At 52.9% G+C, this 19,742-nt stretch carries 17 protein-coding genes; 12 read left to right on the top strand and 5 right to left on the bottom strand.

Annotated elements, in window-relative coordinates; all coding sequences use genetic code 11:
• Positions 1-67 precede the first annotated feature (67 nt).
• Together Q31b_RS03225 and Q31b_RS03220 are read right to left on the bottom strand one after the other, a co-directional pair.
• Positions 68-511, bottom strand: coding sequence for a hypothetical protein (locus Q31b_RS03225; RefSeq protein ID WP_146598192.1), 444 nt, complete (start codon positions 509-511; stop codon positions 68-70).
• Positions 512-517: 6 nt separating this feature from the next.
• Complete coding sequence (locus tag Q31b_RS03220; RefSeq protein WP_146598191.1) at positions 518-1,525, bottom strand: PIN/TRAM domain-containing protein; 1,008 nt, start codon at positions 1,523-1,525, stop codon at positions 518-520.
• Between the two features lie 312 nt (positions 1,526-1,837).
• Between Q31b_RS03220 and Q31b_RS03215 the strand changes: the two genes are divergently transcribed.
• From Q31b_RS03215 to Q31b_RS03195, 5 genes are all read left to right on the top strand, one after another.
• On the top strand, positions 1,838-2,059 hold the full coding sequence (locus Q31b_RS03215) for a hypothetical protein (protein WP_146598190.1): 222 nt from the start codon (positions 1,838-1,840) through the stop codon (positions 2,057-2,059).
• A gap of 296 nt (positions 2,060-2,355) precedes the next feature.
• On the top strand, positions 2,356-3,540 hold the full coding sequence (sucC, locus tag Q31b_RS03210) for an ADP-forming succinate--CoA ligase subunit beta (protein ID WP_146598189.1): 1,185 nt from the start codon (positions 2,356-2,358) through the stop codon (positions 3,538-3,540).
• Positions 3,541-3,613: 73 nt separating this feature from the next.
• Positions 3,614-4,492 carry a succinate--CoA ligase subunit alpha gene (gene sucD / locus Q31b_RS03205; RefSeq protein ID WP_146598188.1) on the top strand — a complete coding sequence of 293 codons (879 nt, stop codon included), beginning with the start codon at positions 3,614-3,616 and terminating at the stop codon, positions 4,490-4,492.
• A 937-nt stretch (positions 4,493-5,429) separates the two neighbouring features.
• On the top strand, positions 5,430-6,551 hold the full coding sequence (locus Q31b_RS03200; RefSeq protein WP_146598187.1) for an MraY family glycosyltransferase: 1,122 nt from the start codon (positions 5,430-5,432) through the stop codon (positions 6,549-6,551).
• Entirely contained in the window at positions 6,530-8,782 is a 2,253-nt protein-coding gene (locus tag Q31b_RS03195) for an O-antigen ligase family protein (RefSeq protein WP_146598186.1), read from the top strand. Before Q31b_RS03200 ends, Q31b_RS03195 begins: the two co-directional genes overlap by 22 nt.
• 79 nt (positions 8,783-8,861) lie before the next feature.
• On the opposite strand, the gene Q31b_RS03190 is transcribed toward Q31b_RS03195, so the two are convergent.
• Positions 8,862-9,710 (bottom strand): HAD-IIA family hydrolase, encoded by an 849-nt coding sequence (locus tag Q31b_RS03190; protein ID WP_146598185.1) that lies wholly within the window; start codon positions 9,708-9,710, stop codon positions 8,862-8,864.
• A gap of 373 nt (positions 9,711-10,083) precedes the next feature.
• Here Q31b_RS03190 and Q31b_RS03185 point away from each other — a divergent pair, with 373 nt between their 5' ends.
• On the top strand, positions 10,084-11,319 hold the full coding sequence (locus Q31b_RS03185) for a vWA domain-containing protein (protein WP_146598184.1): 1,236 nt from the start codon (positions 10,084-10,086) through the stop codon (positions 11,317-11,319).
• 7 nt (positions 11,320-11,326) lie between these two features.
• Here the strand turns inward: Q31b_RS03185 and Q31b_RS03180 are convergent, their stop codons facing one another.
• Entirely contained in the window at positions 11,327-12,808 is a 1,482-nt protein-coding gene (locus Q31b_RS03180) for a succinate CoA transferase (RefSeq protein WP_146598183.1), read from the bottom strand.
• Between the two features lie 576 nt (positions 12,809-13,384).
• Between Q31b_RS03180 and Q31b_RS03175 the strand changes: the two genes are divergently transcribed.
• From Q31b_RS03175 to Q31b_RS03155, 5 genes are all read left to right on the top strand, one after another.
• A complete protein-coding gene (locus Q31b_RS03175; protein WP_146598182.1) occupies positions 13,385-14,938 on the top strand; it encodes an acyl-CoA carboxylase subunit beta in 1,554 nt (517 codons plus the stop codon).
• A 68-nt stretch (positions 14,939-15,006) separates the two neighbouring features.
• Positions 15,007-15,393 (top strand): acetyl-CoA carboxylase biotin carboxyl carrier protein subunit, encoded by a 387-nt coding sequence (locus Q31b_RS03170; RefSeq protein WP_146598181.1) that lies wholly within the window; start codon positions 15,007-15,009, stop codon positions 15,391-15,393.
• Between the two features lie 71 nt (positions 15,394-15,464).
• Positions 15,465-15,887: an OadG family protein gene (locus Q31b_RS03165; protein ID WP_146598180.1), complete on the top strand. Its 423-nt coding sequence runs from the start codon at positions 15,465-15,467 to the stop codon at positions 15,885-15,887.
• Between the two features lie 114 nt (positions 15,888-16,001).
• Complete coding sequence (locus Q31b_RS03160; protein WP_146598179.1) at positions 16,002-17,150, top strand: sodium ion-translocating decarboxylase subunit beta; 1,149 nt, start codon at positions 16,002-16,004, stop codon at positions 17,148-17,150.
• Positions 17,151-17,309: 159 nt separating this feature from the next.
• Entirely contained in the window at positions 17,310-18,887 is a 1,578-nt protein-coding gene (locus Q31b_RS03155) for a TolC family protein (RefSeq protein WP_231617266.1), read from the top strand.
• Positions 18,888-19,051: 164 nt separating this feature from the next.
• On the opposite strand, the gene Q31b_RS03150 is transcribed toward Q31b_RS03155, so the two are convergent.
• Positions 19,052-19,243, bottom strand: a complete 192-nt coding sequence (locus Q31b_RS03150; protein WP_146598178.1) for a hypothetical protein — start codon at positions 19,241-19,243, stop codon at positions 19,052-19,054.
• Positions 19,244-19,298: 55 nt separating this feature from the next.
• Between Q31b_RS03150 and Q31b_RS03145 the strand changes: the two genes are divergently transcribed.
• The gene (locus Q31b_RS03145) at positions 19,299-19,595 is read left to right on the top strand and encodes a hypothetical protein (RefSeq protein ID WP_146598177.1); all 297 of its coding nucleotides are present in this window, start codon (positions 19,299-19,301) and stop codon (positions 19,593-19,595) included.
• Positions 19,596-19,742 lie beyond the last annotated feature (147 nt).

The following is a 19,742-nucleotide window of genomic DNA, read 5'->3' as shown; positions in this document are numbered from 1 at the left end:
CTTCGCTCGTTCGACCCTCCCCAAACGGTGTTTGGGGAGGGTGAAGTCAAACTAAATCCTCATCTTGTCACCCTGGCGGCATTTCGTACTTCACCCAACCGGGAAAGACGACTCGAGTGATCGCGGGTTGGCCGATCGACATCTTGATCCGGTGCGAAAACAGCTTGTTGTCTTCTCGCCGATTGGTAAAGGCATCCCAAGGAATAAACAGCGGCGGATGGCCTAGCCGAAAGGGGAAGAATACCGAGATTCTCAAACCTTCGGGAACGGCGACAAAGTTCAGAGTGCTGTGATAGTTGATCGGGCCAATCATCCCGGTTCGCATGTACGCCTTGCGCCGATCCGTTCGCGACGCAGACAGATCGACCTCTGCTTGAGAGGCCAGGTAGTGATCGGCCAGCACCCACCATCCGCTGGCCCAGCTCAAGATCAGACAAACCAAACACCACACAATCGGAATGGAGAGCAGCAATGCTGCTCGATACCAATCATTGGCAAAATCTGCCATCATGCTTATCTACCGATTGTCGTACTTGGCAAAAATCATTTTGCCCGCGTTGGTTTGCAAGGTACTCGTCACACGCACGTCCAAATCTTGGCCGATACGGTGTCTCGCTCCTTCGATCACGACCATTGTGCCGTCATCGAGATATCCGATTCCTTGCTCAGGCCCTTCCCCTGCTTTGATGACCTTGATGTGGAACACTTCGTCGGGCAGATAAACCGGTCGAAGTGAATTGCTGATTTCGTTGAGGTTGATAACCGGCACGTTATGCAGTTTCGCGACCTTATTCAAGTTGAAGTCACCGGTGACCACTTTTCCATCGAGATGTTTGGCGAGCAAGACAAGTTTTAAGTCAACCGTTTGCCCAGCAAGCTCAGGCAATTCGCGATCAAAGATCACCAAGTCAACCGCTTGATCGGCACGCATTCGATTGAGAACATCAAGGCCGCGACGTCCGCGGGTGCGTCGCAGTTTGTCGCTGCTGTCCGCAATCGCCTGCAATTCGGACAATGCAAAGCGAGGCATGATGAGTTGGTTGTCAAAGACGCCCGTGCCGACGAGGTCGGCGATACGTCCGTCGATCACGACACTCGTATCCAAAACCAACGGTTTGAAACCTTTTACTTCACGCACAAATTCCACGTACGGAATGAGGAAGCGGAAATCGTCTTTGGTTTGAAGCAACAGGCTCGTGCAGGTGTAACACATCAACATCCCGATCACCAACTGGACGCCACGCCCATTGAACGATTGGTCAATCAAAGGAGCTGCGGCAATCCACAAGATATAGGTGAGAAGTACCCCGACGAGTACGCCAAAATAGACTGCCGTGACGGTATCGATCCGCTTGCGGGGAACAGCGATGTCGGCAATCAACACCGCACCGGCTAATGCCATGATGCCAGCGAACACCAAATACGGCATCGACACAGGCGAATTGTCGGGAAGGCTAGAGATGATGAACGTGGAAACGCCTCCAGCAAATAGCAAGAAGACGCAGCGAAGTATGATTAAGGCCATTTGACCAGCAAACCGTTGAAATAGAGAGAGAGAGGCGAACGCGACGAATAGCTCTCGCGACGAAAAACCTTAGCTTTGATGTCAGCTTTACGCAAGGAAACTACGTAGTAAATTGCATGACGGTTTGATTAATTGAAGATGAAACCAAATCCTTGACCGACCACGAATCGTTGCAAAACCCATTAAATCGCCACAAGGTGCACAATCGATCCCTATGTCGGCCCGGAATCCTGCGTTGCCACCGCCGACGGATTGGGAGTGACCTATTGTTTTGCATGACCTTCCATCCATTTCTCGTCTCGCAGACCTTTGATGTCCTCACCGCTCTCTCGACACCAAACCCGATCGTCGTGCGGTCGTCATTTCGCCAGTACTCGTCTGGCTACCTTGGTCGTTTTCGGTGGTCTGCTGGGTTGTCGAGTCGACACGGAATCACTAGGCGAGATGGCTGGCGTCATCATGGGTGAATCGGCTCACCGTGAAAATTCCGTTCAAGTCGAAGCGAAGCAAGTGATCAAAAAGGGTGTCGTTTGAACCTAAGTATGCCAATCGAATCGCCCGATTTCGGTATCCTGGCGAAACGTCGGTGACGAACGTCGAGCCCGCTTTTGCGTGCGTTGTGGAAAAGGCACGAAAATCGAGATCTTGGGATTTGCCAAGATGGATGACTCGTTTGAGCCTACGCGTTGGCATGAATCATCCGGGTGAACGAAAGCCAACACACCTATGGTTCCGGTACGCTTGTCAGCAGCGTATATTGGGCCAGTGGTCCGAAAGAGACCTTCTATACCCGAACCAATTACCTGTATTCACGAGCTGGTTAGTCGTCGATGAAAATTCACGAATTTCAAGGGAAACAATTATTTCGCCAAGCTGGGGTTCCAGTTTTAGACGGGTTTGTCGCTCGGACCGCTGACGAAGCGGCGGCGGCGTACAACAAACTGGGCGGTTCCATTGCGGTTGTAAAAGCTCAGATTCACGCGGGCGGTCGCGGCAAAGGGACGGTCATCGACAATCCTTCCCAACGAGGGGTTGTGCTCGTCAAATCGGCTGACGAGGCACGAGCGGCTGCTGCGGCACTTCTCAATAAAAAACTAGTAACCATTCAAACGGGGCCGCAGGGTAGCACTGTCAAACGAGTCTTCATCGAAGCGGGTTGTGACATTGCACGCGAATTGTATCTCGGCATCGTAATTGATCGTGCGACTTGCTTGCCGGTCTTGATGGCCAGCACCGAGGGGGGCGTTGAGATTGAGTCCGTCGCTGAAAAGACGCCCGAATTAATCTTCAAAGAGTACTTTGATCCTGCTTATGGTTTCTATGGTTATCAAGTTCGCAAGCTATGCAAGCGACTGGGGATATCGGGCGATGCCGCGAAATCGGCGAACAAATTCTTCACGTCGATCTGTCGTTTCTTCGTCGATTACGATTGCTCCATGGCTGAGATCAATCCCCTTGTGATCACGGGCGACGGGAAGATGGTCGCGCTCGATGCAAAAATCACGTTTGACGATAACGCTTTATTCCGACACAAGGAATTGTTAGAACTTCGCGATTGGTCCGAAGAAGAACCGAGTGAAGTGCGAGCCAGTGATGCGGGCTTGAGCTACGTGAAACTGGAAGGCAACATCGGATGTCTCGTCAACGGAGCGGGTTTGGCGATGTCGACAATGGACATTATTAAATATCACGGTGGCCAACCGGCAAACTTTCTGGACGTCGGTGGTGGAGCGAATGCTCAGCAAGTGACCGAAGCGTTCCGCATCTTGTTGTCGGACCCCAATTGCAAGGGTGTTTTGGTCAACATCTTTGGTGGAATCGCACGCTGCACCACGATCGCGGCGGCCTTGATCGAAGCGAGCAAGACCGTCGGATTTACGGTGCCGTTGGTTGTCCGGCTAGAAGGCACCGAAGTCGAAGAGGGTCGAAAAATGTTGGCCGAAAGCGATGTCAACATCATCAGCGCGACCGACATCAACGATGCTGCGAAGAAGATTGTTGCAGCTGTCAAATAACCGCTACGATACAACGTCAGCTTTCTTACATTATTCATTATCCAACTCCAAATTAAACGATAGTCATTCAGTTATGAGTATTCTGGTTGACGGCAATACGAAAGTCATTTGCCAAGGCATTACCGGTAAAGCAGGAACTTTTCACAGTCTGGGGTGCCGCGAATACGGCACTCAGTTGGTTGGCGGCGTGACGCCGGGCAAGGGTGGTCAAAAGGTCGATGGCATTCCAGTGTTTGACACCGTTGAAGAAGCGGTGAAGGAGACCGGAGCCAATGCGTCGATGATCTTCGTCCCACCCGCATTCACGGCGGATGCAATTCTCGAAGCGGTCGATTCCGGAATCGAGGTGATTGCTGCCATCACCGAATTCGTTCCCGTCATTGACATGGTTCACGTCTACGAGAAAGTTCGTGAGAGCAATTCGGTTTTGATTGGGCCTAACTGTCCCGGTTTGATCACGCCCGGCGGTTGTAAGATTGGCATCATGCCTGGATACATTCACAAAGTCGGCAAGGTCGGCGTGATGAGCCGAAGTGGAACGTTGACCTACGAAGCGGTTTGGCAAACCAGTAGCCTGAACCTTGGGCAGAGTACTTGTGTTGGCCTCGGCGGCGATCCAATCGTCGGCACGAACTTTATCGATCTGTTGAAACGGTTCGAAGCTGACGATCAAACCGAAGCGATTTTGATGATTGGGGAGATTGGCGGATCGGCTGAAGAGGAAGCTGCCGCGTTTGTCAAAGAGCACATCACCAAGCCAGTCGCTTCGTTCATAGCCGGTCGAACCGCCCCACCCGGAAAACGGATGGGGCACGCCGGTGCAATCATTAGTGGAGGCAAGGGAACGGCTACGGAGAAGGTTGCCGCCCTCGAAGATGCTGGTATTGTCGTCGCACCGACTCCAGCTGACATGGGGCAAGCGGTGATCGATGCGATCGCCCAGCATTCTTAAACAATGATGTGACTGGGGCTTCAAGCCACAGATCGAAACAGGCTGCGGCTTGAAGCCACAGCCACGTAAACGCAATGATGTGACTGGGGCTTCAAGCCACAGATCGAAACAGACTGCGGCTTGAAGCCACAGCCACGTAAACGCAATGATGTGACTGGGGCTTCAAGCCACAGATCAAAACAGGCTGCGGCTTGAAGCCACAGCCACGTAAACGTAGTGATGTGACTGGGGCTTCAAGCCACAGATCAAAACAGGCTGCGGCTTGAAGCCACAGCCACGTAAACGCAATGATGTGACTGGGGCTTCAAGCCACAGATCAAAACAGGCTGCGGCTTGAAGCCACAGCCACGTAAACGCAATGATGTGACTGGGGCTTCAAGCCACAGATCGAAACAGGCTGCGGCTTGAAGCCACAGCCACGTAAACGTAGTGATGTGACTGGGGCTTCAAGCCACAGATCAAAACAGACTGCGGCTTGAAGCCACAGCCACGTAAACGCAATGATGTGACTGGGGCTTCAAGCCACAGATCAAAACAGACTGCGGCTTGAAGCCACAGCCACGTAAACGCAATGATGTGACTGGGGCTTCAAGCCACAGATCAAAACAGACTGCGGCTTGAAGCCACAGCCACGTAAACGCAATGATGTGACTGGGGCTTCAAGCCACAGATCAAAACAGACTGCGGCTTGAAGCCACAGCCACGTAAACGCAATGATGTGACTGGGGCTTCAAGCCACAGATCAAAACAGACTGCGGCTTGAAGCCACAGCCACGTAAACGTAGTGATGTGACTGGGGCTTCAAGCCACAGATCGAAACAGACTGCGGCTTGAAGCCACAGCCACGTAAACGTAGTGATAGCTGAAGTAAGGCGGTATAACCCACCATGGATCTTGTTCTCCTAGAGGCGTAATGTTGACAAGTCCATCGTCGTGGATGATTTGGTTAATAGTCGCGACGGTCGTGCCGCCGTTGTTGATCACCCTTGTCTCGATCTATCCCGTTCGGCGGTTTGCTTACCAACTCGGTCTTGTTGCACATCCGGGCGGTCATAGCACTCATGTGAACGCCACGCCGCTTGGTGGTGGCATCGGCATTTGGCTTGGCATTTTGATTACGTTTGCTGCCGCAACTCTTGCCATCTATCTAGCTCAGCATGATCCGAGTCTTCGATCGAGGGTGCCGGCGCCGCTACTGCCTTATCTTGAGGGGGCATCATCGCGAATGGGGCAACTGTGGTCGCTGCTTGCCGCCGGTTCGGTGCTCGTCATTCTTGGGGTTACCGATGATCGCCGAGGCGGTGTGAATCCGTTCTTTCGATTGTTGGTCGAGTTTGCGGTGGCCGCCTACGTCGTCTACGGTTTGGGATTTGGGCTGACCGCCTTTATCGAGATCGCATGGTTAACCAATCTGTTATCTGTGATTTGGATCGTTGGATTGATTAATTCATTCAACATGCTCGACAACATGGATGGACTTAGTGGTGGCGTCGCGGCGATCATTGCGGCATCGATGGCAATTGTGATGTTGACCACGCCTGATCCGGAAACAAATTGCCCGCAAGTGCTTGTGGCGGCGCTTCTATTAGTGGTCTGTGGTGCCCTATTGGGTTTTTTATGGCACAACCGTCCGCCAGCGAAGATTTTCATGGGTGACGGCGGTAGCTACTTGGTCGGATTTCTCGTTGCCGTCGCGATGTTAATGGCGACCTTTGCGGGCAACGATCAACCACGGCCTCATGCGATGCTGGCACCACTATGTGCGATGGCTGTCCCTCTTTACGATATGATAACGGTATTGTGGATTCGGATTCGCCAAGGCCGCAGTCCATTCATTGGCGACCGCAGCCATTTCTCTCATCGTTTGGTCGAATTGGGATTAAGTCGAACGCAAGCGGTCTTGACGATTTATCTGGTCACAGGGACATGCGGTTTGGCCTCGATCTTGCTAACCCATGTTGGCGTTTGGCAAGCGATGATGGTCATCGGAATCGTTGGCTGCATGTTGCTCTTGGTCATCATATTGGAATCGACACAGTGGCAACACAACGACGAGTAGTCGCATCGCTGTTAGCGTCAATTTTGGTTGTCGTCGCCTATCACCCGAGTGATAGTGTAGCGGTCGAACGTGGTGATGCGGTTTGGTTGGCCGCTGCGTCTTTGGGGGCATTGGCAGTTTGGTTTGCGTTCGAGGTACTAAGCATCGGTCGCGGTTCATCGGCCCATCAACTTCGATTCAGAAAATCAACTCGAACGAGCATCGCACTGGACGTCATCCCCTGGCTCTTGGGCGGATGGATGATGTTGGCGGCGTTCGGATCCTCTCCTCCTGGGAACCTTCGTCAAGCGACCAACGAAGCTTGGATTTGGGTTAGCGGAGCGGCTATCTTCGGTTTGTCACGGCGGTTGTTTGCCAGTGATGCGATCCGCCAAACATTGTTGGCTTTGTTGTTTGGTTGCGCGGTCTTGCAATCGGTCCACGCCCTACACCAGCAACTCATCAGCTTGCCCCAGATGCGACTTCAATACGAATCGAACCCCGATGCGGTGTTAGCTCGTGTGGGCATCGATGCACCGCAGGGCTCGGGCGAACGGAATGTGTTTGAGAACCGGCTTTACGATGGTGGTCCAACCGGCACGTTCGCACTGGCTAATTCATTAGCAGGCGTTCTGATTTTTGGAGTTCTGCTTTCCGCAGCCATGATTTGGCAGCGTTTTTCGTTGATGGTCACATCCGAGCGCATTGGTTGGCTATTGTTGTTTGTTTTGCTAGCCGCTGCGATGATGATGACCCGCAGCCGAGCATCCGTTATTGCTGTTTTCTGTGGCATTGTGTTTGTTGTCTTCATGACAATGGGAATTCGCAAACGGGTGCTAGGATGGGTGTCCGCTGGAACGCTATTGATGATCACGCTAGTGGGCATCTTGCTTTCGGTGTTTGGCCGCCGAGAATGGTTCGAGCAAGCACCGGCATCGCTCGCGTTTCGATGGCAGTACTGGCGGTCGACGTGGCGAATGGTTGCCGAACATCCATTGTTCGGGGCCGGGCCAGGCAACTTCCAATCGATCTATGAGCGGTTTCGTGAACCGAGTGCGAATGAGAGCATCGCGGATCCGCATCATTTCTTTTTCGAGACGATTGGCAGCGGTGGTGTGGTCGCCGGCATTCTTTTGATACTCGGTATGATTCTATTTGCCAGCGAAGTTTACACGAAATATCGCAACGGCGATCAATCAAAAGACGGTCCGCCGGTCTTCGATCGTTCAGCAGAAATCTATGTTTGGATCGGAGCAAGCGTCGGATTATTGGTCGTTTGGATCGGTGGCTTGCTCACGCTCAAGATCCCTGATCTCGACGCTCACACGTTCGCCGTTCCGATTGCAATTGCGTCGATTGTTTTCGTGACACCAAGCCTGCGGAAGACTTCCCGCATCGAACTCAATACGATCGCCTTGTCGATTCTTGGGGCGATCATGATTCACTTGTCGATTTCGAGTGGCTGGACGATTCCAGGAATTTCGATCTACGTTTGGGTCTGTGCGGCAGCGGTTGTTCCGGACGGCAAGGAACGGATACCATCGCCCGATCGTGCTCAGACGAAACCGTTTGAAGCCACGCGACATAAGCAATTGTCTCTTTTGCTATTGCTTGGCACCCTGGCTGGTTTGGTGTGTGTCGTGCGGATGTCATGGTTGCCGATCTACCGAGAAACCAGGGCATTGGCGGCTGCAGAATCCGAACTGATCCGAGGGCGATTGGTACAAGCGGACCGCTGGCTAGAAACCGCAGAGCAGGCAGACCGATGGAGTGCCAATGCGTCACGATGGCGAGCCGAGGTCTTCCGACGTCGTTTGGTAATGGGCGATACAGCAAGTGATCGATTGAAAGCAGATTGGAGAGCCTCGATCGATCGATCGAAGCTGCGATCCGGCGACGACCCGGCGGCGTATCGGGAATTTGGGACCGCTCAGTTGCATGTGTACCAACGGTTCGGTGAAATGACGGATTTGAACGCTGCCTTTGAGACCTTCAAGCAGGCAGTCGCTTGGAACCCATCGGACCAATGGCTGGCGGCTCAGTTGTCGGAAGTCGCGCGAGCTAAGGGCGATACCAAGCTGGCTGAGCAAATGGCCGAGCGGGCTAGATGGCTATCGGGATTGAGCAGCAATCTCGAAAGAATGCTTGATCGACAATGGATACTCGTTGCTGAAAAAATTGGAGAACCAGCATCCACAGCCCCCATCCGGCAACCCGCCGATAAAGTGCTGTCGGTCTCGTCTGCGTCCTAAAGACTCCGGCCCAGCGGACCGAGCATTTCCAGCGGTCCGGGCATTTCCAGCGGACCGGGCATTTCCAGCGGACCGGGAATCAAGCGTTTGCCAGTTTCCAAGCTGCCAAGTTGGCGACCGTGTCATCCTCGATAATGCCGCGTGGCAAGCGGTTTTCAAAGAAGACTTTTGGATCGCAAAGCTCAGCGACCGAATCGACAATGACATCGGGGCCATAGGCGAATTGATCGAGATCTTCTCGCTTGGTGCTGCCACTGAGCGTCAAGATGGTCCGGTAACCCATTTGGACACCGCCTAGAATATCCGTCTCCATGGTGTCGCCCACCATTACGGTTTGCGATGTTGGCATCTGGAGTTCTTTTCTTGCCGCACGCATCATGATCGGACTTGGCTTGCCCATGTTGAGTGCCTTGCGACCGGTAACCGTTTCGAGATAGGCAACCGTCGCCCCGCTGCCCGGACGAGTGCCCGACTTGGTGGGACAATTGGGATCCATGTTGGTAGCAATCAGTTTTGCGCCTCCGAGGATCATGTCGACTGCGTTTTCCAGGTTTTCGAGCGTTAGCGTACGCCCTTCTCCCACAACGACGAAATCGGGATCATGGTCGACAACCGAGTAACCGTTGAGATGCAATGCTTGCAGAAGACCTCCTTCGCCAAGAACGAACGCGGTCCCATTTGGCTTATGTTTCGCTAAGAAGCGTGCTGTTGCCATCGCACAGGTAAAGATATTCTCTTCCTCAACATCAATGCCCATGCGTTGCAGTTTTGTGGTGACATCGCGGCGCGTCCGCTGGCTGTTGTTCGTCAGGAACAGAAACGGAATTCTTTCTCGCTTGAGCGTGCGAATAAATTCGTCTGCGCCAGCGATCAATTCGCTGCTTCGGTAGATGACACCATCCATGTCGATCAAAAGGCCAGTTTGCATTGGGGTTCCTAAAAGGGATTCAAAAAGGGTTTCGTTAAGGGCCACTGCCTGCACACGCCATGCCTTTGTCGGTGCTTAGCCAGATGGACTTGCTTAGGGGAGAAGCAATTCACCAAAACCACCGTTTGGCAGTGCGCTGTAGCCCATCCCTTCCCCCATTGGCTAAATCGAATCGCTTTCCGCCCCCACCAAACGTCAAGCGAATGCCTCTGATTTAATCGCCGTGGAGACTCGGGGCAGGGATCATTGCTAAAACTTTAAGCAATCGGCAAACCCGATCCATTTTCAGCAAAACATCCCCCCCGGCCAGCGAACCTGCGGTAAAATACCCGTTGACGACGATCCAACCCACGCACACTTTTCTCGGGGAACCATGATGAAACGAACGATTAACAGAACGCTCCAATCGGTAGCGATCGTGATTTCCGTCTCAGCCTTCGTAGCCGATTTCGGCTTGTTCGGGCCGCCGGCGGCGGAGGCTGACGAGGTCACGATTACCATCAAGACGGAATCGAAAAAGCAAGAGGACTCGTCGACAAATCGGCCATTCGTGGGGGAACGACCGGCGGTCGACGTGGCGGTGTTGCTCGACACTTCCAACTCGATGGATGGGCTGATTGACCAAGCAAAAAGCCAGCTATGGAATATCGTTCAAGAGTTTGCGAAAGCAAAACGCGCAGGCAAAACACCTCTGTTGCGCGTTTCCGTATTCGAATATGGCAATACGAATTTACCAGCAACCGAGGGCTACATTCGCCAGGTCGTGCAATTGACAGACGACTTAGACAAAGTCTCCGAAGCTCTGTTTGCCTTAAGCACAAGTGGCGGCGATGAATACTGTGGTGAAGTTATCTCCGAAGCAATCAAGCGGCTCGATTGGAATGGCGAGCCGAATTCGTACAAAGCAGTCTTTATCGCTGGTAACGAACCTTTCACCCAAGGCTCCGTTGATTACAAAATGGCCTGTCGTCAGGCGATTGATCATGGCATCATCGTCAACACCATCCATTGTGGTGACTACCAAACTGGCATCAACGGCAAATGGAAAGATGGAGCGGAATTGGCGGAAGGCAAATACATGAACATCAACCAGGACGAACAGGTCGTCCACATTAAATGCCCACAGGATAAGATCATCATCGAGCTCAATGCGGAGCTGAATAAAACCTATCTGTGGTACGGAGCCGAGGAAAAACGCAAAGGTTATGCAGCGAACCAAGCGGCACAAGACTCCAACGCCTACGGATCAGGTGGGCTTAGTAGCCGCGCGGCGGCCAAGTCAAGTTCATTGTATCGCAACGTGGGACGCGATTTGGTTGACACCTTCGAAGAAGACAATGAGGCGGTTAGGAAACTCGAGGTGGAAAAGTTCCCGGCTGAGATGCAAGGTTTGAGTCCCGAGCAGCGAATGGAGAAAATTGAATCGATGTCCAAACGCCGAGCGGAAATCAAGGCGAAGCTAGCTGCGGTCAACCGAGAGCGTCTCGCATACATTGCAGCTGAAAAAGCGAAAGCCGCCGACGAGTCAGCGGAGGACACATTTGGCGACGCCTTCTCCGAAGCGGTGCGAAACCAGCTTCAAACGTCTGGATTTGAAATCGAAAACTAAAGCCGCCTTAGGGTAGCATCGATCCGGTTTCGGCTAGCCGCTTGTGAAGATCGAAACAGTGATCGAGATCATGGCGAATGTGCCCATTTTTCGAATCCTTGAGGTATTGTTTCAAGTAACCGCGATAATCAGGATGGGCACATTTTTCAATGATCATTTCGGCACGCGCCTGCGGTGCGAGTCCTCGTAAATCGGCGAGTCCTTGTTCGGTAACAACGACTTGCACCGAATGCTCGTTATGATCGACGTGGGTACACATTGGCACGATTGTCGATATCTTGCCGCCCTTTGCAACGGAAGGACAGAAGAAGACCGAGAGGTAGGCATTACGAGCGAAGTCACCGCTGCCACCGATCCCGTTCATAATCATGTTGCCGCAAACGTGAGTCGAATTGGCATGGCCATAGATATCGGCTTCGAGTGCGGTGTTGAGTGCGATGACCCCGAGTTGCCGAACCGCCGCGGGGTTGTTCGAAATTTCTTGCGGACGCAAGATCAATCGGTTGGAGAAATAGTTCATATTATCGGCAAGATCGAGCATTTGCTCGGGCTTTAGCGTCAGCGCACAAGTACTAGCCCCGCGAAGTCGACCGCTTTGCAGCAGATCGAATGCGGCGGATTGAAGGACTTCGGTGTACATCACAAAGTCAGGAATGTCGGGACTATCGCCCATTCCCTTCGTGACGGCATTGGCGACATTACCGACGCCACTTTGTAGCGGTAGGAACTGCGGCGGAATGCGTCCGTCGGCAAGCTCTTTACTGAGGAAGCGAACGACGTGGCCGGCGATCGCTTCGCTGATTTCGTCGGAGTCGGCAAATCCGCCGAGTTCGTCGGCTTCATCGGTCTCAACGATGCCGATGATCTTGCGGGGATCGACTTCGGCATAGTTCTTACCGATCCTCTGGAGAGGATGTTGCAGGCTAAGTGCAGGCCGATGTGGCGGCGGTTCAGGAATGACAATATCAGCCATATCGCTGATTCTTCGCGAAGGTCGTTTGTTCAATTCAATGATGACCTTGTCGGCACACTTCAGGAATGTTGGGGAAGCTCCAATTGAAGTCGTCAGGTAAACCTTGCCATCCTCAGTCACTTCCGACGCTTCGATGACCGCGACATTGACGTCGCCAAAGAAGCCGAACAAGACGGATTGCGGCACATGGGAAAGGTGCATGTCCACAAAGGCAACTTTGCCTTCGTTGATTTTTTGCCGCATCGCGCGTGACGATTGATAGGGGGCTCGCCAACTGACCGCGTCGGCTTCGGCTAGGCGATCATCAAGACTCTCGCCGGTCGAAGCGCCGGTGATGACACGAATTTGAAAAGGCTTACCCTCTTCGTGCAGCGAAGTCGCTCGTTTCGCAAGTGCACGCGGGACTGCTTTGGCGGCACCTGCAGCTGTGAAACCACTCATCGCGACGAGGTCATTGTGGTTGATCAACTCGGCAGCTTCCTCAGCCGTCAACCGGGGGAAAGCGTTACTTGGCATCTGTGTTTTTCCTTTGTGAATCATAATGATATTCTTGCAGACCGACCTGCCCGACTGAACTTCAATCGGCAGTTCACTGGATCTCGATTAGCCCATGAGTTTACTGAGCCATTGAGTTTACTTGGAACGCCAAGTTTGATGAAGTAGGTGCGGATTATTGACGCAGCGAACACCTTTTCGGCTGTTCCGACCACGATTCGAAGCAGCGGCATATTGTAGCGTTACGAAATCCTGGTTCAGGCATCCGTACACCCTCCTGACCCACTTAGGGGCGACTTAATTTCCATGGATGACTCCGGAGGCAAGAAAACAAAACCTCGCGGTAAAAATGGCGTTTTGTCGCGAGAGCCAACTCAGGCAGTGCAAAACGAAACCGCAAAACTTTGAATCACGCAGCGAGCCTGAAACGACGAAAAAGTGCCACTATACAGGGTTTTTAGATGGAGTATCGTTACAGGAACGGCAGCGAGATTGAACGTCGTTCCATGGAGAGAAGACTCCCCTATTGAATCTGTTCGAGACAATGCCTACGCTCTGAATGACCTGAAAAGTGAACCTCAACGTCAGCGACTCAAAATGACCATCAAGCAAGAACTTTTAGACGACCTCGAAAAGCGACGAACCGCAGCGACTGCTGCTGGCGGCCAAGAACGCATCGACAAACAACATGCCAAAGGGCAATTAACGGCACGCGAACGACTCGACTACTTGTTCGACGCGCAGACGTTCCAGGAATGGGGCATGCATGTCGAGCACGCTTGTCACGATTTTGGGATGGAAAAGAAAGTGTTACCGGCCGACGGCGTGGTCACCGGGGTCGGCCAGATGCTTGGTCGTCCCGTCGCGTCCTTCAGCCAGGACACCGCGGTGGGTGGTGGTGCACTTGGCCAGCGGCATGCAAAGAAAATTTGCGACTTGATGGACTACGCCAGCCAATGCGGTTTGCCGTTTGTGGCGATTAATGATTCGGGAGGAGCCAGAATTCAAGAGGGCGTGGACGCCTTATCAGGATATGGACAAGTATTCTATCGCAACGTGATCTTGTCGGGATGTGTTCCTCAAATCGCGGTGATTGCCGGAAATTGTGCCGGTGGTGCTGCCTATTCCCCCGCGTTGATGGACTTTTTGATCATGACACGCGAAAACGCGAACATGTTCATTTGCGGTCCTCAGGTGATTAAAGCCGCAACCGGAGTCGAAACGACGATGGAAGAGATTGGCAGTGCGGCTGCGAATGCGGGGATTAGCGGTAATGTGCACTTTGTCGCTGATAACGACGAGCACGCATTGGACTTGGTTCGCGAGCTCCTGAGTTACCTGCCATCGAATAATGTTGAAAATCCGCCCCACATGCCAGCGCCATCGATCAGCATGGAGCCGGACGAATCGATGAACGACATTGTACCGGAGGATGCGAAGGGCTCGATGGACATGTACGAGGTGATTCGCCGCGTCGTCGACGATGGAAAGTACTTAGAAGTCCATCAACAATTCGCTCAAAACATAATCGTTGCCTTCGCGCGAGTTGACGGAGTGGTTGTCGGGGTGGTCGCCAATCAACCGAAGGTCAAAGCAGGCACGATCGACATTGATGCTTCGGACAAAGCGGCTCGGTTTATACGATTCTGCAACGCATTCAACATTCCGCTTTTGACATTGGTCGACGTACCTGGCTTCTTGCCTGGTGTGCAGCAAGAGCAGGGCGGAATCATTCGTCACGGTGCGAAAATGTTGTTTGCTTATTCCGCCGCCACCGTGCCAAAGATCACGGTGATTACGCGGAAAGCGTACGGCGGATCTTATCTGGCGATGTGCAGCCGCGACATGGGAGCGGATGTTGTGTTAGCATGGCCGACCGCTGAAATCGCCGTGATGGGAGCCAACGGTGCGGTCAATATCTTGTATCGTCGAGAAATTGCCAATGCGGAAGACCCCAACGAAAAACGCAAAGAATTGACCGATGAGTACCATTCTCGATTTGCGTCGCCCTACATGGCAGCTTCTCGGGGTATGATTACCGATGTGATCACTCCCGAAATGACTCGTGGTGCCGTGTCGTTGGCGTTGCGCAACACGTTGATGAAGAGCGAAACACGGCCGCCGAAAAAGCACGGCTTGATCCCTCTTTAGGCCGTGTGCGTCCCTCTCCTCCCATCCGTTATTTATTACTGCATCGATTATCCTGGAAAGTTTGAAGAATGAAAAAGCTGAGAATCACGATTGGTGACAAATCCTACGACGTAACCGTGGAAACACTTGATTCGGAGGATCCATCGCCACAATCTTGGGCCAGTCATCCGGCGACACCGTCGGCCGCGCCTGCTGCACCGATGAAAGCGGCTGCGGCGGCGGCACCACGTCAACCCCTTTCGCACGGCAGTATCGCGAGCCCGATGGCGGGAGTGATCTTGTCGATCGACGTGGAAGAAGGCGAAACGGTCGGCAGCGGCCAATTGCTTCTCGTGCTCGAAGCGATGAAAATGGAAAATCAAATCATTGCACCGGCGGACGCCACGGTGAAGAGTATAAATGTATCCGTTGGCGAATCGGTCCAAGATGGTCAAGTCCTCGTCGAGCTTGAGTAAAAGCGAATCCATGCCATTCATTTTCACATGCTTCCGAATGCCGCGCTACAAATAACTGCACTCGAGTGACTATGCCAAACGTACCTCTCTTTACCATTCATACCGAAGCGCTATTTAGCGAAACTGGAATCACGCTTGCCATCATGGGGATGTCGGTCGTGTTCAGCGCTTTGTTGATATTGATCTTCTTCGTCAGCATGTTGCCGCGAGCGATGGTGTTGGTGGAAAAGGTGTTCCCTTCGAATGCACATCACCACAAGGCGGCCAAGCCGAAGGCGAAACCCGCGGCATCAGGCGGCGCGAATGCGGGTGAAATGATTGGCGGTGTTCCCGAAGAGGTTGCGGTGGTGATCGCAGCCGCGGTCGCATCCATCATGGACCGCCCCCATCGCATCGTACGCACTCGACAGCTGACGGCATCGGAATTGGCTTGGACATTGCAAGGGCGAATCCAGCACCACGCGTCGCATAAACTGAAGCCGCGTGATCGCTAGAGGAATGGTAGTGGATCTTGCGAAAGGTCCTTCAGCGTTGAAGTAGTGGATTTTGTGAAAGATCCTTCAGCTAGTGTTTTTAAGACAAACAAACATAAGAATTGACATACAAAGATGATTCTGTCGCAATACCTGTTCACCAAGCTCGAACAACTGATCCATACAACCGCGTTGCCCAACTTGGAACTTGGCAATGCGCTCATGATCATCATCGGTTTGTTTTTTGTGTACTTGGCAATTGCTAAGGACTACGAACCGTTGCTATTGGTTCCCATCGGTTTTGGTGTGGTTGTTGGCAATATTCCTGCCGTCGAAGGGATGCCGCTCAGCGTTTACGACCAAGGCAGCGTGCTGCAGTATCTTTACTTCGGTGTCTCCAACGGGGTCTATCCGCCGCTCATCTTTTTGGGGATTGGTGCGATGACCGACTTCTCAACCATGCTGTCCAACCCCAAGCTGATCTTGCTAGGTGGAGCGGCTCAGATCGGGGTGTTCGGCACCTTTGTTGGAGCGTTGATGCTCGGTTTTGATCCGAATCAAGCAGGGGCGATTGGCATCATCGGTGGTGCCGACGGTCCGACCGCTATTTTCTTGTCCGCAAAGCTTGCTCCGGAATTACTCGGAGCGATTGCGATTGCCGCCTACTCCTACATGGCTCTTGTACCGGTCATTCAACCACCAATCATGAAGTTGTTGACGACCAAAAAAGAGCGTTTGATTCGCATGAAAGCCTCTCGACAAGTTTCGACTCGTGAGCGAATTTTGTTCCCGATCATCGCCTTTTTGATCTGTGCGTTACTTGCTCCCGGTTCAATCGTTTTGATTGGAATGCTGTTTTTCGGTAATCTGCTGAAGGAATGCACGGTCACGGAGCGATTGGCGGTCACCGCACGAACGGCCATGATTGACATCGTCACGATTCTGCTTGGATTCTGCGTCGGTGCCAGCACCAGTGCTCCGTATTTCTTGAATAAGAATTCGATCTTGATTTTTGCTCTTGGAGCCATTGCCTTTTCGGTTGCGACGGCTGGCGGAGTGCTGTTTGCGAAAATTATGAATCTGTTCTTGACGGATAAGATCAATCCGCTTGTCGGAGCAGCGGGCGTTTCGGCAGTTCCTGATGCGGCTCGCGTCGTGCAAATGGTCGGACAAAAAGAAGATCCACAAAACTTTTTGCTGATGCACGCGATGGCCCCCAATGTTGCCGGCGTGATCGGGTCCGGTATCGCAGCCGGGGTGCTTTGGTCGCAACTCGTCAAATAAACTGCTCCGGTTTTAACGGTCGCCCGGGCGACCAGCACGTGAAGGATCGGCATTACCGTTGTTTGCCACAACAACGGCATGATCGGTTTCCGATTCAATGGAATGGATGCGTCTAGTAGGAGACGCTATCTCGTTCCCCGCTCTCGCGTGAGACCCGCTATGTCATCGTTTCGGCTCCAGCACACTGGAGTGCTGCTCTGTTATTCCGTCGCCGTTGTTTTGTCCGGCTGTGCATCGGTCTCAGCTTTGCCAGGAATGGTCGGATTATCAAGCGACACCGAGCCAACGGAATCGATCGCCGCTACCGGCCCGCCAACGCCCGAGAATGATGCGGTGGGTGATGATGCGGTGGATCTCGTGCCGCAGGCTAAACCAATCGAGCTAGTCGCCTACGATGAAGCGCTGCTGGTCGACACAAACTTGGAAACGCTTGCTACCGAGACCGCGGAGGTCGTCACGAGCGAGCCGTTATTTGCTAGCGAGCCGATGTTTGCTAGCGAGCCGTTATTTGCTAGCGAAGAAGGATCGATGTCCTTGTCCGACTTCGAAGCTTTAGCCTTAGGGAACAACCCGACGATTCAGGAATTGGTTGCAACCACGCAAAAGGCGGCTGGGTATCGTCAGCAAGTCGGCTTGAAAGCCAATCCGGTTATCGGCTACCAAGCGGTCCAATTGGCCGATCAAGGAACGGACCAGCATGTCGTCTTTATCTCGCAAACGATTGTTACCGCTGGCAAGCTGGCGCTCAATCGGCGGGTGCTCAACGAAACACTACGCGCTCAACGACAGCAGCTCGAAGCCCAGAAATATCGAGTCGTGACCGACATCCGGATGAAGTACTTTGATGCGTTGGCTGCGCAAAAACAAGCCAGTGAAATTCGCGAGTTCCTGTCAGTCGTCGAGAAAGGACTCGAATTAGCAGAACTCCGTAAAGAAGCTCTCGAGGGTTCCCAGCTAGATGTCTTGCAAGCAAAAGTGCAAAAGAATGAAATCGAGTTGGCGCTTCAGCAAGCGGAAGTCCGCTTTCAGGCAGCTTGGCGTGAACTGGCTGCGATAGCAGGCAACCCCCAGATGCCTCCTGTGGAACTTAGCGGTGATCTACCTGAAAGCCTGCTAGAGATTGACTGGTCTGATTTGGCTTCGACCATCGTTTTTTCGAGCCCCGAATACCAAGCGGCTCAGACTCGGATTTGCCAAGCTCGTGCCAATTTGGATCGCCAATGTGTACAAGCGATCCCAAATATCGATTTTCAGCTGGCGTCAGGCGTCGATAATGGAACCGGTTCGGGTCTCATCAATTTCGAAGCGGGCATACCGATTCCCATTCACAATCGCAATCAAGGCAATATCGCTGCTGCCCGAGCCGAGTTGACTCAGGTCTCTTTGGCAGCGACGAGGATCGAAAACTCGATCCGAGCACGGATTGGGGCTGTATCCCGCGATTATGATTCGTCCTTAGCGGCGGTGACCAAGTATGCGGACGAAATTCTGCCAAATGCCGCCGAAAGTATGCGGTTAGCAGAAACGGCCTACAAGGCGGGCGAAACGAACTTCCTGCAGGTGTTGGTCGCACGACGGACCTATTTTGACACAATGATCGAGTACATCGCGTCTCAATCTCAACTTGCTCAAGCCGCCGCAATGGTTGACGGCTGCATGCTATCAGGGGCTCTCGAGCCGATTGTTGACGATAGTGGCGATTCCGGTTTAAGAGACTTGACGTTTAGCCAACAGTAGTCGAATCCACGACCGACGACCCAAATTTTCATCTCGGATAAACCACGGGTTAAGTTTTGTAAGACTTGACCCGATCAAAGGTGTTAGATAAAGATGAGTAGGTAGCCACGGCCCCGACGTCTAAATATTTAACGAAACGTATGCTGTCCGCTCCAATCCACTTCTTAACGCTCATCGTGTTCGCCGTTCACGCGGTGCTGGGTTGCTGCGCGCATCATCGTCATGGTGATTGTTTCCAGCATTCGGAATCGAGCCAAGCTGCGATTGCCACTACCGCATGCGATTTGGAACAAGTGCATCGATGTTGTGATCATGCGTACGAAGTGGTCCCCAAAACCGATTCGTTGGCCGCTCATGATAGCGTTACTTCGGTGAATCCACCGATACCGTGCGAACATGGATCGCACTGCAATGGATCCCGATGCCGCTTCTTGCCCGGTCATGTTCGCATCGTCGATGGGAATTCGCGGCTATTCGATCCAGCTCCATCACCCTGCGATTTCTGTTTCGCACAAGATTGGGGGGGCATTGATTCTGCTTTTCACCGTAAGCCGGCTGCACGAGTCGACAATGCAGCGGAACCATTCCCGCTTTTCGAATCGTCAGCAGATCGCTGCGCGCACCTACAATCTTGGCTTCTCTAAGCCGCTAGTGCTTTGGCAATCTTTCATTTTTAGGGTCGTGGACGAGGTGTCGTGGACGAGGTAACGAGTCCTTTTGGACCGCCGTGCAGTAAGACTCGTAACCTCGTTTACGACGACCAAGCCTATTTTTTAATCCGGACAAAGCACTCGTAGCCGAGTCTCTGCGAGACTCGAATGCACGATCGCAATGCGTATTGTCCGTCTCGGAGAG

Source organism: Novipirellula aureliae (genome assembly GCF_007860185.1).
GTDB classification, from domain to species: domain Bacteria; phylum Planctomycetota; class Planctomycetia; order Pirellulales; family Pirellulaceae; genus Novipirellula_A; species Novipirellula_A aureliae.
Note: the sequence above shows the minus strand (reverse complement) of the source record. Positions and strands in the feature narration are given on the sequence as shown.